Source organism: Pseudomonas sp. efr-133-TYG-103a (assembly GCF_030209235.1).
GTDB lineage: Bacteria > Pseudomonadota > Gammaproteobacteria > Pseudomonadales > Pseudomonadaceae > Aquipseudomonas.
In genome coordinates, this window is the sequence record NZ_JARVSK010000005.1 from 85,663 (window position 1) to 99,431 (window position 13,769).

At 60.4% G+C, this 13,769-nt stretch carries 12 protein-coding genes; 6 read left to right on the plus strand and 6 right to left on the minus strand.

Annotation, left to right across the window (positions count from 1 at the left end; all coding sequences use genetic code 11):
• Position 1: 1 nt before the first annotated feature.
• The 5 genes from QRN36_RS04630 to QRN36_RS04650 form a co-directional block, all read right to left on the minus strand.
• The gene (locus tag QRN36_RS04630; protein WP_093464275.1) at positions 2-1,120 is read right to left on the minus strand and encodes an ABC transporter substrate-binding protein; all 1,119 of its coding nucleotides are present in this window, start codon (positions 1,118-1,120) and stop codon (positions 2-4) included.
• Between the two features lie 34 nt (positions 1,121-1,154).
• Positions 1,155-2,066 carry a TauD/TfdA family dioxygenase gene (locus tag QRN36_RS04635; RefSeq protein WP_285422998.1) on the minus strand — a complete coding sequence of 304 codons (912 nt, stop codon included), beginning with the start codon at positions 2,064-2,066 and terminating at the stop codon, positions 1,155-1,157.
• A 292-nt stretch (positions 2,067-2,358) separates the two neighbouring features.
• The gene (locus QRN36_RS04640; protein ID WP_285422999.1) at positions 2,359-3,120 is read right to left on the minus strand and encodes a hypothetical protein; all 762 of its coding nucleotides are present in this window, start codon (positions 3,118-3,120) and stop codon (positions 2,359-2,361) included.
• Positions 3,121-3,404: 284 nt separating this feature from the next.
• Entirely contained in the window at positions 3,405-4,292 is an 888-nt protein-coding gene (locus tag QRN36_RS04645; RefSeq protein ID WP_285423000.1) for an SMP-30/gluconolactonase/LRE family protein, read from the minus strand.
• Positions 4,293-4,355: 63 nt separating this feature from the next.
• Positions 4,356-5,180, minus strand: coding sequence for an NAD(P)-dependent oxidoreductase (locus tag QRN36_RS04650; RefSeq protein ID WP_285423001.1), 825 nt, complete (start codon positions 5,178-5,180; stop codon positions 4,356-4,358).
• 202 nt (positions 5,181-5,382) lie between these two features.
• Here QRN36_RS04650 and QRN36_RS04655 point away from each other — a divergent pair, with 202 nt between their 5' ends.
• The 6 genes from QRN36_RS04655 (at position 5,383) to QRN36_RS04680 (ending at position 12,595) form a co-directional block, all read left to right on the plus strand.
• Positions 5,383-6,327 (plus strand): substrate-binding domain-containing protein, encoded by a 945-nt coding sequence (locus QRN36_RS04655; protein WP_285423002.1) that lies wholly within the window; start codon positions 5,383-5,385, stop codon positions 6,325-6,327.
• A gap of 94 nt (positions 6,328-6,421) precedes the next feature.
• Positions 6,422-7,933, plus strand: a complete 1,512-nt coding sequence (locus tag QRN36_RS04660; RefSeq protein ID WP_285423003.1) for a sugar ABC transporter ATP-binding protein — start codon at positions 6,422-6,424, stop codon at positions 7,931-7,933.
• Positions 7,934-7,937: 4 nt separating this feature from the next.
• Positions 7,938-8,909: an ABC transporter permease gene (locus QRN36_RS04665; protein ID WP_285423035.1), complete on the plus strand. Its 972-nt coding sequence runs from the start codon at positions 7,938-7,940 to the stop codon at positions 8,907-8,909.
• Positions 8,910-9,049: 140 nt separating this feature from the next.
• Positions 9,050-10,135 (plus strand): alcohol dehydrogenase catalytic domain-containing protein, encoded by a 1,086-nt coding sequence (locus QRN36_RS04670; protein WP_093464255.1) that lies wholly within the window; start codon positions 9,050-9,052, stop codon positions 10,133-10,135.
• Positions 10,136-10,322: 187 nt separating this feature from the next.
• Positions 10,323-11,855, plus strand: a complete 1,533-nt coding sequence (locus QRN36_RS04675; protein ID WP_285423004.1) for an FGGY-family carbohydrate kinase — start codon at positions 10,323-10,325, stop codon at positions 11,853-11,855.
• 2 nt (positions 11,856-11,857) lie between these two features.
• Positions 11,858-12,595, plus strand: coding sequence for an SDR family oxidoreductase (locus QRN36_RS04680; protein WP_285423005.1), 738 nt, complete (start codon positions 11,858-11,860; stop codon positions 12,593-12,595).
• Between the two features lie 75 nt (positions 12,596-12,670).
• Here the strand turns inward: QRN36_RS04680 and QRN36_RS04685 are convergent, their stop codons facing one another.
• Positions 12,671-13,684 carry a LacI family DNA-binding transcriptional regulator gene (locus tag QRN36_RS04685; RefSeq protein ID WP_285423006.1) on the minus strand — a complete coding sequence of 338 codons (1,014 nt, stop codon included), beginning with the start codon at positions 13,682-13,684 and terminating at the stop codon, positions 12,671-12,673.
• Positions 13,685-13,769: the final 85 nt, after the last annotated feature.

Below are 13,769 nucleotides of genomic sequence, written 5' to 3' on the forward strand. Positions count from 1 at the left end.
ATCAGCCTCCGTTATTGACGGGTTTGTCCGAAGACGCCGTCGCGTTGTTCGCAGGCTGCTTGCCGTCGGCGCCATAGGCGGTCCAGTAATTCTGCAGACCCTTGGCCTTCAGCGCGTTCTCCAGATAACGGGTTTCAAACCAGCCATCGATCGACACCGGCCGACGGATCATTTTTTCTTCCTTGGCCTGGTCGGCGACCGCCTGATAGCGCGTGCGCAGGAACTCGTCCACCAACGGCGAGGCGCTGTCGCGCAGGCTCAGATGATCGAAATCGGCTTTGAGCGACGCCACCGGCTCGTTGGTTTTGGCCCATTCGTTGAGTACGGCGTCGCGGTTGTTTTCATCGGATTCCCACTTGGCCGCATCGACCAGCGTGTCGACGACTTTCTGCACGTTGTCCGGGTGCTCTTTCTCGTAGGCGCCGCGAACCACGAGCGCGCACTGACGGGTGTAGCGCACCTCGTTTTTCGGGTTGTCGAAGATGATGTCGACCAGCCCCTGATCGCGCAGCTTGAACAGCTCGCGCCCACCGAATGCCGCGTCGACGCCTTTGGAAACCAGAGCGGCCTGACTGCTGCCGCTGTCCAGGTTGATCACTTTCAGGTCGCGTTCGGTCAGGCCATGATCGGCCAGCAGGTTGATCGAAACCAGATGGCCGTTGGTGCCGCGAAATACGGCTACTTTCTTGCCCTTCAGGTCTTCGATGGTTTTGATGTCCGAGCCCTTGGGCACGGCGAGGTAGACGTTGGAACGCACACCGATGGCCGCCAGCAGCTTGGTGTCCAGGCCATTGGAGCGGCCCACCACCTGCGGCAGGTCGCCTTCATAGGCGAAGTCCAGTTGCTGATTCGACAAGGCCTCGTTGACCGCAGGCCCCGCGCCCTTGAAGAAGAACCACTGCACTTCGGTGCCGGTCCCCGCGAAGGCTTTTTCCAGCAATTGCTGATTGCGCACGATGCCCAGCGGCGAGCCGCTGAAGGTGACCGGATCACCGCCACCGGCGGACGCCACACCAATGCGAATCACGTCCGCTTCGGCCAAGGGCATCATCAGCAGCGCCGCCAGTGCGGTAGCTACGCTTTTTGTGCTGAATACAGATGTTCGCTTGGCCTTTGCCATGACGTTTCTTCCTTAGATAAATGAGAGGTGCGAGTCAGGCCGCCAGGTGTTTCTTGTCGGCTTCTGTCTTCGGCGAGAGGGTCTCGGGTGTGGGTTTGATCGCCTGGCTTGCACGACCGTCAACGCCCACCGGAATGTCGCCCGCAACGGTGGTACGACGCACCACGCGTTCGGCGTTGCCGTAGTCGTTGATGGCGATGTGTTGAGTGGCGCGGTTGTCCCAGATGACCACGTCGCCCTCGCTCCAGCGCCAGCGCACGGTGTTGTCCAGATGGGTGATGCGATCGTGGAACAGGCGGATCAGCTGCTTGGAGTCATTGCTGCTGACGCCCTGAATCTGCTTCACGAAATGCCCCAGCAGCAGGCTGCGCTCGCCGGTTTCCGGATGCACGCGCACCAGTGGGTGTTCGGTCTCATAGACTTCGGCGGTGAACTGCTCGCGGTAGCGCTTCACGCCCGCGTCGCCGGTATCCCGTGGCGCGGCATAGTCGTAAAGGTTGGTATGCAGGGCGCGCAGGCTATCGGCCAGGGCTTTCAACGGCGTCGGCAGGTCGGCGTAGGCCGAGGCCGTGTTGGCCCAGACGGTGTCGCCGCCGTAGGGTGGAATCACCACACCGCGCAGGATGGAAATCTTGGGGTAGTTGGCGACGAAGGTCACGTCGGTGTGCCAGGAATTGGCTCGCGTTTCCTTGGCGTCGAGATGAAGAATGGCGCTGCTTTTCTCGGCCGAACGAACGGTGGGGTGCGGGACCTGATCGCCGAAGCGGCGGGAAAAACTTTCGTGTTCTTCGTCGTTGAGAAACTGCTCGCGGAAAAACAGGACCTTGTGTTTGAGCAGTGCCTGGTTGATGAAATCGAAATCCTGCTCGGAAATATCACCGGAAAGTCGGACGCCGCTCAACTCGGCGCCAATACGTCCTGCCACGGGTTTGATCTGAATCGCCATCTGCCTGACTCCTGTTCAGGTTGTTGTGGCTCAGATCATAAAGATATAAATCGGTAGATCGCTAATCACCTTTTTTCATAAATATAGAAGGAGAGTTTATGCGCCGTGTTTATGAAGATAACCAAATAACATAAGGTTATTTCGAACTTTGTCGAGTTGCTTCATTTCGGTGAATGGCAATCAGATGGGACAGTGGAAGGATCAAGCGCCTGGCTTGTTCGCGATGCCCTGCACGGCAGCCAAGAACCGCTTGAATGCGGCGTGCCAGGCACACCGCATCCTCGGTTCTGCGTCAGGTCTGGGGCACGTCGTCCTGAAGATTGGGGCCCTTCAACGTGCCCAGAGATTTGCGCAAACGACTCGCCAGCGAACTGCTGCCGTGCACGTTGTGATAGTGAAAGACCGCCGTTGCGCGTAACGCGTCCTCGGCCACCGGCAGGTTGGTGTGCAGCGAGCGGTAGCCCCAGAACAGGTACATGTGTCCGGGCTGCATGACGATCCGGGTAAACGCCTGTTCATCACGTGCAACCCGGTCTCTCAAGTAGCGCTGCACCCACTTGTTGTCCACCAACACCTTGTCCAACAGGTTGTGCAGGTAACTGCGCCGGATGGGCCGGCGATTGGGCAGCATCAACAGATCGCCGCGCTCTCCGGTCTGGGGCATGCACACCGGCATGATTGTGGTGAGCACGTAGGAATCGTAATGAAAGATCAGCGACTCCCGACGCCCGCCGTTGCCGGTCAGGCAGCGCAAGGTCTGGGTCATGCCGTTGTCGGCCGGGCGCTGCCCGGTGACGCCGGCCGTGATGCGTCGGCACAGGTCGACGAAGTCATGCGACATGCCCCAGTCATAAAGAGGCGTGCCCTGAACACTCTGGCGGCCAGACAGCGCAACGTAATCGTTGCCAGCATCGGCCACGGTCTGACTGACCAGAGCGCGCAGTTCGTTCAATTGTCGGGGAGTGGCCCAATCCGGCAAGACGGCATAACCGTCAGCGTCGATGGCCTTGATCAGGCTGTTGACCTGAGCATCCGAAAAGGTCGTGTAGGGCATCGATTGCAACCTCAGTTCGTAGTCCGTGGAACGTGGAAAAGCCCTCGGACCTACTGCCTGAGATGTACCGATTCAGCCGGGCGAATCGACAGACTAGCACCTAGCACAAACTTATTTTCATGCCCTGATAAAATATTTCAAATAATTTCGATTCGCGTCCAAAAACGCTTTTTTTCGTCCGTTTTTGAAACAGATCGGCGCAGAAGCCGCCTGTGGCGCGGCTTCTGACTGTCACAGATTTGTGTCACATTCTGTTGCGGAGCTAACTCAGAGGCGCTGCCGTTTCATCCCTGAAACAACGGCTCTTCGATTCCGCACACGCCAGGTCGCAATGCAAATACGCCGCCGGCCAGTGGTTGATCCTTCAGGTCGCCGCCCGGCCGAATCGAGGTCACGAAAAGCGTGTCCAGATCGCGGCCGCCGAAAGCGCACATGGAAGGCTTCTTCACTGGCACGGACAGTGAGCGATCCAGTTTGCCCTGCGGTGTGAAACGGTGGATCAGTCCCTCGTCGTTACCGCAGATCCAGTAGCACCCTTCGGCATCGACCGCCGCGCCATCCGGACGACCCGCAAACGCCATCATGTCCACGAACAGTCGGCGATCATGCGGCGTGCCGCTGTCGATGTCGTAGTCGAACGCCCAGATTTTCTGTACCGAAGGATGCGAATCGGAGAGGTACATGGTCTTGCCGTCCGGACTGAAGCCCAGACCGTTCGGCACGATCATGTCGCTGACGTAAGCCTGCAGCGGCTCAGCCTGCTGCGCCGAATAGCGATACAGCGAACCCACCACCGAGGCTTGCGCCATGTCGGTGAACATCGTGCCCGCCCAGAAGCGGCCCTGGCGGTCACAGCGGCCATCGTTGAAGCGCATGCCCGGACGCGGATGGTCGACGTCGATCAGCCGCTCTGACGCCAGGCTGCCATCGCCCTGAGGACGAAGGCGAAACAACCCGTCTTCCATGCCCGCCAGCCAACTGCCGTCACCGTAACCGGCAATGCAGGCCAGCATCTGCGGGGCCTCCCAGCGGGTTGTCTGATTATTCGCCGGGTTCCAGCGATACAAATGCCGCGCTGGAATATCCACCCAGTAAAGCGCCTGCTCGTGTGCATTCCAGACAGGGCACTCGCCGGTAGCATTGCGTGCGTCGAAAATCAGCTCAGCCTGCATGGCGAACCTTCTGTGAAGTGTGTCGGAGGGAGGCTGACGCAAGGTCAGCCGTTTCGCGAGGCATTATTCGTCGCCGAATGGCCCCGAGGCCACGAAGGCGCCGCCCTGATAGACCATTGCAGGATCGTCGGAGGCCGGCATCGGCTGCGCTTCGACTTTGCTGCGAAATTGCGCGGAGCTGTCCTTGGGCGAATAGCCCAGGTGATTGGCCAGGCGATTGTCCCACCAGACTTTCTCGTTGTTGGAAGCGCCGTACACGACGGTGTGACCGACGTTTGGCGTGAACAGGCCGCGTTCGATCAGTTGGGTCAGGTCGTCATAGCTCAGCCAGCTGCTCAGCATGCGGCGGTTCTGCGCTTCCGGGAAAGAGGAGCCGATGCGGATGCTCACGGTTTCAATGCCGTAACGATCGAAATAGAAGCTCGCCACATCTTCGCCGTACGACTTCGACAGGCCGTAATAGCTGTCAGGGCGACGCACGGCACTGGCGTCGATGGTTTCATCCTGGCGGTAGAAACCGATGACATGGTTGGAGCTGGCGAAGATCACACGCTTGACGCCATGACGGCGGGCGGCCTCGTAAATATGGAAAACACCGCAGATGTTCGGGCCGAGGATTTCCTCAAAGGAGCGCTCAACGGATACGCCGCCAAAGTGGACGATTGCGTCAACGCCTTCGACCAAGGCGTCCACGGCCTTTTTGTCGGCCAGATCGCACAGCTGCACTTCTTCGTGGGGACCGGCAGCAGGCGCCATTTCGGCGATGTCGGACAGGCGCAGGATCTTGGCATAAGGCCGCAGCTTTTCGCGCAACACTTTGCCCAGACCGCCAGCGGCGCCGGTCAGCAGGATGCGATTGAGCGGGGGCTGAAGATTGGATTGAGTCATAAGGTGGGCCCTGATTCAGACGTTGTTGTTATTAAGGTCATATGTTGTCGTATGACATGCCAAGGATTATCTGCAGCGCTCGTCGGCATTGTCAACGAAACCCCTTTCTTGTTTGTTGCCAGCCCGATTTTTCTCTGCTAATTTCAAAAATGTTAACGATGACATTTCCGCTTTAACAATAAAAACAACGGGATTTTTCGCTATGACAACTCGCCTCAAGAAAGGCTGTTCAGCCGTTTTCTGTTCGCTCGCTATCGCTGTAGCCAGCGCCGGAGCCGTCACCGCCCAGGCTGCCGACGCCAAGGCCGGCCCGTTGAAAATCGGCGCCTCGTTCCAAGAGATCAACAACCCCTATTTCGTGACCATGAAGGACGCCCTGCAGGATGCGACCGGCAGCATCGGCGCGACCTTGCTGGTCACAGACGCGCGCCACGACGTGTCCAAGCAGATCAGCGACATCGAGGACATGCTGCAGAAGGGCATCGACATCCTGATCATCAACCCGACCGATTCGGTGGGCGTGCAGTCGGCGGTCAAGCAGGCTCACGACAAAGGCGTGGTGGTGGTCGCAGTCGATGCGCAGGCCAATGGCCCGCTCGATTCCTTCGTCGGTTCGAAAAACTACGACGCAGGCGTTCAGGCGTGTGAATACCTGGCCAAGAGCATCGGTGGCAAAGGCGATGTGGGGATTCTCGATGGCATTGCCGTGGTGCCGATTCTCGAGCGTGTGAAGGGCTGTAAAGATGCGCTGGCCAAACATCCGGACATCAAGATCGTCAGCATCCAGAACGGCAAGCAGGAACGCGATCAGGCGCTCAGCGTGACCGAGAACATGCTGCAGGCCCAGCCGAATCTCAAAGGCCTGTTCAGCGTCAACGACAACGGCTCGCTCGGGGCGTTGGCGGCGATCGAATCAAGCGGCATGGACGTCAAACTGACCAGCGTCGACGGCGCGCCTGAGGCGGTGAAAGAAATCCAGAAGCCGAACAGCAAATTCATCGCCACGTCCGCTCAATACCCCCGCGATCAGGTGCGTCTGGCCCTGGGCCTTGCGCTCGCGAAGAAATGGGGCTCACAAGTCCCGGCAACCATTCCGGTGGACATCCTGCTGGTGGACCAGGCCAAGGCCAAGACCTTTTCCTGGTAACGGGCCTGTGGTCGCCCGGCTGACGCTTGAGGATCAGGCGGGCGCCACGGATTTGGATTGAGTAGCGCAGTGATCCTGCTGCGATGAGGTGCGCATGAGCTGCCTTCTGCAATTGGAAAACATCTGTAAAAGCTATCCCGGCGTACACGCGCTCAAGTCGATCAACCTTTCGGTCGAGCGCGGCGAAATTCATGCCCTGCTCGGCGAGAACGGCGCGGGCAAATCGACGCTGATGAAGATCCTTGCCGGTGTCGAACATCAGGACAAGGGCAGCATTCTCATCGACGGCGCCGAGCAGCATTTCGCGACGTACAACGAAGCCATCGCTGCCGGCATCGGTATCGTGTTTCAGGAGTTCAGCCTGATTCCCTATCTCAATGCCGTGGAGAACATTTTCCTCGGTCACGAGATCGTCAACGGGCTTGGGCTCTTGCGCAAGAACGAGATGCGCGGCAAGGCCATCGCGCTGTTTGATCGTCTGGGCGTGAAGATCAACCTCGATTGTTCGGTGCAGCACCTGAGTGTGGCCGAGCAGCAGTTCGTCGAGATCGCCAAGGCCCTGGCCCTCGAAGCGCGCCTGTTGATTCTTGATGAACCCACCGCAACCCTGACGCCGTCCGAAGCGGAACTGTTGTTCGACATCATGCGCGAGCTGAAAAGCCAGGGCGTGGCGGTGATCTTCATCTCTCATCATCTGGAGGAGATTTTCCAGGTCTGCGATCGCATCAGCGTGTTGCGCGACGGTGCCAATGTCGGCGCGCTGACGGTTGCCGACAGCGACATCGACACGCTGGTGGAAATGATGGTCGGGCGTCGTCTGGAGGCAAGCTTTCCGCCCAAGCCGACTCAGGCCCGTGGCGAGGTCGTGTTGCAGGTTCGCGACATTCAGCTCACCCGCAACGGCCCGCACAACAGCTTCGATCTGCATAAGGGCGAAATTCTCGGATTTGCCGGGCTTGTGGGCTCCGGGCGGACCGAACTGGCACTGGGCGTCATCGGCGCGTTGCCGGTGGTGAGCAAGGACGTGCTGCTGCGCGGCCAGACGGTCAACCTCAGCGATCCGGCTCATGCGCTGGCCAATGGCATCGGGCTGCTGCCGGAAAGCCGCAAGAGCGAAGGGCTGATCGTCGATTTCACCATTCGCGAAAACATCTCGCTGAACAATCTGGGCAAGTACGAGGGCACAGCGCATTTGCTCGATCGGCATAAGGAAGACGTGACCACCGAAGACCTGATGAAGCAGCTGTCGATCAAGGCGCCGACCTGCGAAAGCCGGGTGCTCAACCTCAGTGGCGGCAATCAGCAGAAGGTCGTCATCGCCCGCTGGATCAATCATCACTGCGACATTCTGATCTTCGACGAACCGACGCGAGGCATCGACGTCGGCGCCAAGGCGGAAATCTACAACCTGATGCGCAAACTCACCGAACAAGGCTTCGCGATCATCATGATCTCTTCGGAACTGCCGGAAATCATCGGCATGTGCGATCGCGTCGCCGTCTTCAACAAGGGCGCCATCGTCAACGTGCTGCAGGCAAGCGACATCAACCCGCAAGAGGTGATGCGCCATGCCACCGGGAGTCTGACCAGTGAACACCTCCATTAAAACCATGACGACGCAAACCGACCGCACCCGGCACAACATGAAGCTCAACTTCGCCAGGCTGATCCGCTCTCCGGCGTTCTACCCCTTCGTCGGGCTCGTGGTGGTAACGGTTTTCATGATCTTCGCCAGCGACAAGTTCCTCACCGGCGCGAACCTGGAAAACATCGCGCGGCAGGTGTCGATCAACGCAATCATCGCGGTCGGCATGACCTGCGTGATTCTCACCGGCGGCATCGATCTGTCGGTGGGTCCCGTGATGGCGCTGTCCGGGACGCTGACCACCGGGCTGATGGTGGCGGGCGTGCCTGCACCGATCGCGATCCTGATCGGCTTGATGATCGGCGTGGGCTTCGGCGTCGGTAACGGCATATTCGTCGCCTACCTGAAAATGCCGCCGATCATCGTCACGCTGGCAACCATGGGTATCGCCCGCGGCCTGGGCCTGATGTACACCGACGGGTATCCGATTTCCGGCATGCCGGACTGGTTCGCCTGGTTCGGCCGGGGCACGTTGTTCGGCATTCAGGTGCCGATCCTGATCATGTTGCTGACGTACTTCTTCGCCTGGGTGCTGCTGCAGCACACGCGCATCGGTCGGTATGTATACGCCATCGGCGGCAATGAAGAAGCGGTGCGTCTGTCCGGCGTGCGTGCCTCGCGCTTCAAGCTGCTGGTGTACTCGATCAGCGGCCTGACGGCGGCGATTGCCGGGCTTGTGCTGTCGTCGCGCCTGATGAGCGGCCAACCGAACGCCGGTGTCGGTTTTGAGCTCGACGCGATCGCGGCGGTGGTGCTCGGCGGTGCGTCGATTGCCGGCGGTCGCGGCGTGATCATCGGCACCCTCGTCGGCGCGATGTTGCTGGGCGTGCTCAACAATGGTCTGAACATGCTCGGCGTGTCGCCTTACGTTCAGAGCGTGATCAAGGGCGCAATCATTTTGCTGGCGATTTTCATCAGTCGGCAGCGGCATAAATAAACCGATTTGAACACTGCACCTGTAGGAGCGCGCTTGCCCGCGATTGCGTCATGTCAGACGACAATATGTTTCAGGGCTGACGTCATCGCGGGCAAGCGCGCTCCTACAGGGCACCAATCAGCCTCATGAGGTAACCCGACATGGAAAACAACACAAAAACCACCATGCAAGCCGTCGTCTGCCACGCCCCGAAAGACTACCGTCTGGAGCAGATCAGCAAGCCGGTCGCGCGCATCAACGAACTGGTGATCCGCATCGGCGCCTGCGGCATCTGTGCCAGTGACTGCAAATGCCATTCGGGCGCGGCCATGTTCTGGGGCGGTGAAAGCCCTTGGGTCAAGGCTCCAGTGGTGCCCGGGCATGAGTTCTTCGGTTATGTGGATTCAGTGGGCGAGGGCGCCGAAGAGCACTTTGGCGTGAAGGTCGGTGACAAGGTGATCGCCGAGCAGATCGTGCCCTGCGAGAAGTGCAAATTCTGCAAATCCGGCAAGTACTGGATGTGCGAAGTGCACAACATTTTCGGTTTTCAGAAAGACGTAGCCGAGGGCGGCATGGCGCAATACATGCGCATCCCGAAAACCGCCATCGTGCACAAGATTCCGGAGTCGGTGTCGCTGGAAGACTCTGCGCTGATCGAGCCGATGGCGTGCTCGATCCACACCGTCAACCGCGGCGATGTGCAGCTCGACGACGTGCTGGTGATTGCCGGTGCCGGCACGCTGGGCCTGTGCATGGTTCAGGTCGCGGCATTGAAAACGCCGAAGAAGCTGGTGGTCATCGACATGGTCGACGAACGTCTGGAGCTGGCGAAGAAATTCGGCGCCGACGTCGTGATCAATCCGAGCCGCGACAATGCGAGGGAGATCATCAACGGCCTCACCGACGGCTACGGCTGCGACGTGTACATCGAAACCACCGGCGTGCCGGTGGGCGTCACCCAGGGGCTGGACCTGATTCGCAAGCTGGGGCGTTTCGTCGAGTTCAGCGTGTTCGGCGCCGAGACGAGCGCCGACTGGTCGATCATCGGCGATCGCAAGGAACTGGACGTGCGCGGCGCGCACCTGGGGCCGTACTGCTACCCGATCGCCATCGACCTGTTCGAGCGTGGGCTGGTCACCTCCGAAGGCATCGTCACCCACGACTTCGGCCTGGACGACTACGCCGAAGCGTTCGAACTGGCGAACTCCACCAAGTCGATCAAGGTGCTGCTCAAGCCGGTCAGTTGATGCCTCACCCCTGCAGGAGCGTGGCTTGTCCCGCGAACGGCGACGGAGTCGTCGTAAATCCGATGAATACGGTGTGTCAGAAAGACCGTATTGGCAGATTTCACGACGGGTTCCCCGCCGGTCGCGGGACAAGCCGCGCTCCTACAGGTGATGCGCAACACCTTCAATAACAAGAGAGCGCACGAAGATGGAATACGTCATTGGGGTCGACATCGGCACCCAGAGCACCAAGGCGTTGCTGGTCGATGGCCAAGGCCGGATCGTCGCACAGCACAGTCACAGTTATAAGGTCGACACCCCCAGACCGCGCTGGGCCGAGCAATGGCCGCAGGTGTGGCTGGACGCCGTTGAAATCTGTATCGCCGCGTGCGTGCGTGACGGCGGCGTGCCCAAAGACAGCATCAAGTCGCTCTGCGTCAGCAGCCTGTACGGTGGCTCCGGGATTGCAGTCGATGCCCAGATCAAAGCGCTGTATCCCTGCCTGATCTGGATGGACCGCCGCGCTGAAGAGCAGGTCGAGTGGGTCAAGGATCACGTCGACCTCGAGCGGCTCTACGCGATCACCGGCAACGGCGTCGACAGTTATTACGGCTTCACCAAAATGCTCTGGCTGCGGGATAAACAGCCGCAGGTCTGGCGCGACACCCGCTATCTGCTCCCGCCGAACAGTTACATCAATTACTGCCTGACTGGCGAAGTGGCGGTCGATCACAGTTCGGCCGGCAACATCGGCGGCGTCTACGACGTGGCATCGCGCGGCTGGTCGGCGGAGATGCTCGACGCGCTTGGCATCCCGCCTTCGATGATGCCCGAGCGGCTGGTGCACTCGGGTGAAGTGGTCGGCGGACTGCTCCAAGCGTGGGCCGAACGACTGGGTCTCAACGCCGGGATTTCCGTGCTGGGCGGCGGCGTCGATGCAGCCATGGCGACCTTCGCGGCAGGCGTGACCCAGGCCGGAAACCACGTCGCGATGATCGGCACCAGCATGTGCTGGGGTTACATCAATCAGCAGGTCGACGCCCGGCATGGGCTGGTCAGTTTTCCCCACGTCTTCAACGGTGCCAAGGACCTCTACATTTTCGGCGGCGCGATCACGGCCGGGGCTTCGGTCAGCTGGTTTCGCGAGCAGTTCTGCCAGGCCGAAGAGCAGCAGGGCCGGGAGACCGGCGAAGACAGCCATGCCATTCTCGAACGCGCGGCGAGCACCCTTCCGGCCGGCAGCGATGGCCTGCTGTTTCTGCCGTACCTGATGGGCGAACGCAGCCCGGTCTGGGACGCCAAGGCCAGTGGCAGCTTTGTCGGCCTGAACCTGTTTCACAGCCGTATTCACCTGTACCGCGCGGTGCTGGAAGGGGTGACGTTCGCGCTTCGGCACAACATCGAGGCGGGCACGCGCGGTGCGCAGTCGCTGGATCCGCGATTGATCGTGGTTGGGGGCGCCAGCCATTCGGATTTGTGGATGCAGATCATCGCCGACGTCACCGGTTTCCCGGTCTACACCATTGTTCAGGAGGTTGAGGCCGCCTTGGGCGCGGCGTTGCTCGCAGCCCATGCCGTCGGTCTTGTCGATGAGGATCAGGTGCACAAGGGCTGGGTCGAGCTGAGGCTGCGCGCCGAGCCTCAGGCGCAAAACGTCGCAGTCTATTCGCGGCTGTTCGCCGATTACGTGGCGCTGTATCCAGCGTTGAAACCGATCATGCATCGTCTCCAGGAAGCCTGAATGTGAACACTGTCCGTTTTGATTTCAGCGGCCAACGAATACTCGTCACCGGGGCGAGCAGCGGCATCGGCAAAGCAGTCGCTCAGCAATTGATCGACTGCGGCGCTGAGGTGTACGCCATGGGGCGCGATGCGGCGGCGCTTGAACAGCTCGCCGGGCAAGGCTGCAAACCATTGCGCGTGGAGATGTCCGATCAAGCGCAACTGGCTGCGGTTCTCGCCGATCTGCCGGTGATGAACGGAGTGGTCAACTGCGCCGGCATCTCGATTCTGGAAGCGGCTACCGATATCAGCGCCGCGGCCTTCGATCAGGTCATGACGGTCAACGTCCGCGCCGCTGCAATGGTCGCGGCCAGTGCCGCCAAAGCCATGATCGACGCAGGCGTGGCCGGCAGCATCGTCAACGTGTCGAGCCAGGCGTCTCTGGTCGCGCTGGACGATCACCTGAGTTACTGCGCGTCCAAAGGCGCGATGGATGCGATGACGCGCGTGCAGTGCGGCGAGTGGGGCCGACACGGGATCCGGGTCAACAGCGTCAACCCGACCGTGACGCTGACCCCCATGGCGCAGATGGCCTGGAGCGAGCCGAGCAAGCGCGACCCTGCATTGGCGGCCATTCCACTGGGGCGCTTCGCGGAAACCGCGGAAGTGGCCGCGCCGATCCTGTTCCTGTTGAGCAGCGCGGCGTCGATGATCAGCGGCGTGTCGCTGCCAATCGATGGCGGGTATACCAGTCGGTAGTGATCAGGCCTTGTAGGAGCGCGCTTGCCCGCGATGGCGTGGTGTCATACGAGGTTGGAGCTGGAGCGCGACTCCTCACAACACCCCATTCTCCAGCTCCCCGACAATCACCACTTTGGCTTTCGGCAGAAACCGGTCGTGTATCCGCTCAAGCAGCATGGTGACTGCGCTGCTGCCTGCCCGTGAGGCATCGTGGGCGATGCAGGCGATGGGAATGCCGAAAATGTCAGCGAACGGAAGGCGGTCGATGCCGCAGATGGCGACGCTGTCGTGGGCGATGTTTCGGTCGCGCAGCGCTTTCATGGCGCCCAGCGTGATCAGCTGGTTGAAGCCGAAAATCGCATCCGGGACAGGCTGTTCGCGCAAATAATCCAGGGTGCTCTGGTAGGACGGCTCCAGCGTGTAATCGCCCGCGAACACGTGCAGTTGCACCGGGTTGCCACGCTCGGCCAGGGCCGCCTTGACGCCTTTGAGCCGCTCCTCGGAAATCCGCGAGTGCGCCGGGCCCGTCAGCACCAGCATGCGTTCGGCCTGCGGACTTTGCGTCAGCAGATAGCGCGCGCCTTTCAGACCGCTGTGGTAGTTATCCAGCACCACATGGCTGAATCCACTGGCGTGCAGCGCGCGGTCCAGTTGCACCACGGGCACATCGCCGTTGCTCAGGCGACTGAGGTAGCCGGGCTGGTACTCCGGTTCGTCGGAGACCGGCGACAGAATGATCCCGGCCACGCGATAGCTGAGCAACGTGTCCACGGCTTTGGCTTCAAGCTCTTCGGAACCGTCGGTGTCGACCAGCATGATGGTGTAGCCGTGCTTCTTGGCCTCGCGGGAAATCGCCTTGATCATCTCGCTGTAAAACGGGTTGTCCACCGAGGCGGTAATCACACCGATGATCATGCTCTCGCTGCGTTTGAGGCTGCGGGCAAAGGCGTTGGGGACGTAATCCAGTTCCTGAGCCACTTCGAGAATGCGCGCCAGGGTGGCGGGCTTGACCAGATCGGGTTTGTTCAGCGCGCGGGACACAGTGACAGGCGTCATGTTCACGCGGCGGGCAATGTCGGAAATGGTGACAGGCGTCTTTTTGCTCATGGGGCTTATTGGCTGCCTTGGAATCGGACTACATGAGGGCAGTCACAGTCGTCGCTCGATGACGCAAGGCTAGCACGAAGACGCC

Coding starts and splice junctions, on each gene's coding strand:
- QRN36_RS04630 (WP_093464275.1), bottom strand. CDS start 1,120: ATGGCAAAGGCCAAGCGAACATCTGTATTCAGCACAAAAAGCGTAGCT.
- QRN36_RS04635 (WP_285422998.1), bottom strand. CDS start 2,066: ATGGCGATTCAGATCAAACCCGTGGCAGGACGTATTGGCGCCGAGTTG.
- QRN36_RS04640 (WP_285422999.1), bottom strand. CDS start 3,120: ATGCCCTACACGACCTTTTCGGATGCTCAGGTCAACAGCCTGATCAAG.
- QRN36_RS04645 (WP_285423000.1), bottom strand. CDS start 4,292: ATGCAGGCTGAGCTGATTTTCGACGCACGCAATGCTACCGGCGAGTGC.
- QRN36_RS04650 (WP_285423001.1), bottom strand. CDS start 5,180: ATGACTCAATCCAATCTTCAGCCCCCGCTCAATCGCATCCTGCTGACC.
- QRN36_RS04655 (WP_285423002.1), top strand. CDS start 5,383: ATGACAACTCGCCTCAAGAAAGGCTGTTCAGCCGTTTTCTGTTCGCTC.
- QRN36_RS04660 (WP_285423003.1), top strand. CDS start 6,422: ATGAGCTGCCTTCTGCAATTGGAAAACATCTGTAAAAGCTATCCCGGC.
- QRN36_RS04665 (WP_285423035.1), top strand. CDS start 7,938: ATGACGACGCAAACCGACCGCACCCGGCACAACATGAAGCTCAACTTC.
- QRN36_RS04670 (WP_093464255.1), top strand. CDS start 9,050: ATGGAAAACAACACAAAAACCACCATGCAAGCCGTCGTCTGCCACGCC.
- QRN36_RS04675 (WP_285423004.1), top strand. CDS start 10,323: ATGGAATACGTCATTGGGGTCGACATCGGCACCCAGAGCACCAAGGCG.
- QRN36_RS04685 (WP_285423006.1), bottom strand. CDS start 13,684: ATGAGCAAAAAGACGCCTGTCACCATTTCCGACATTGCCCGCCGCGTG.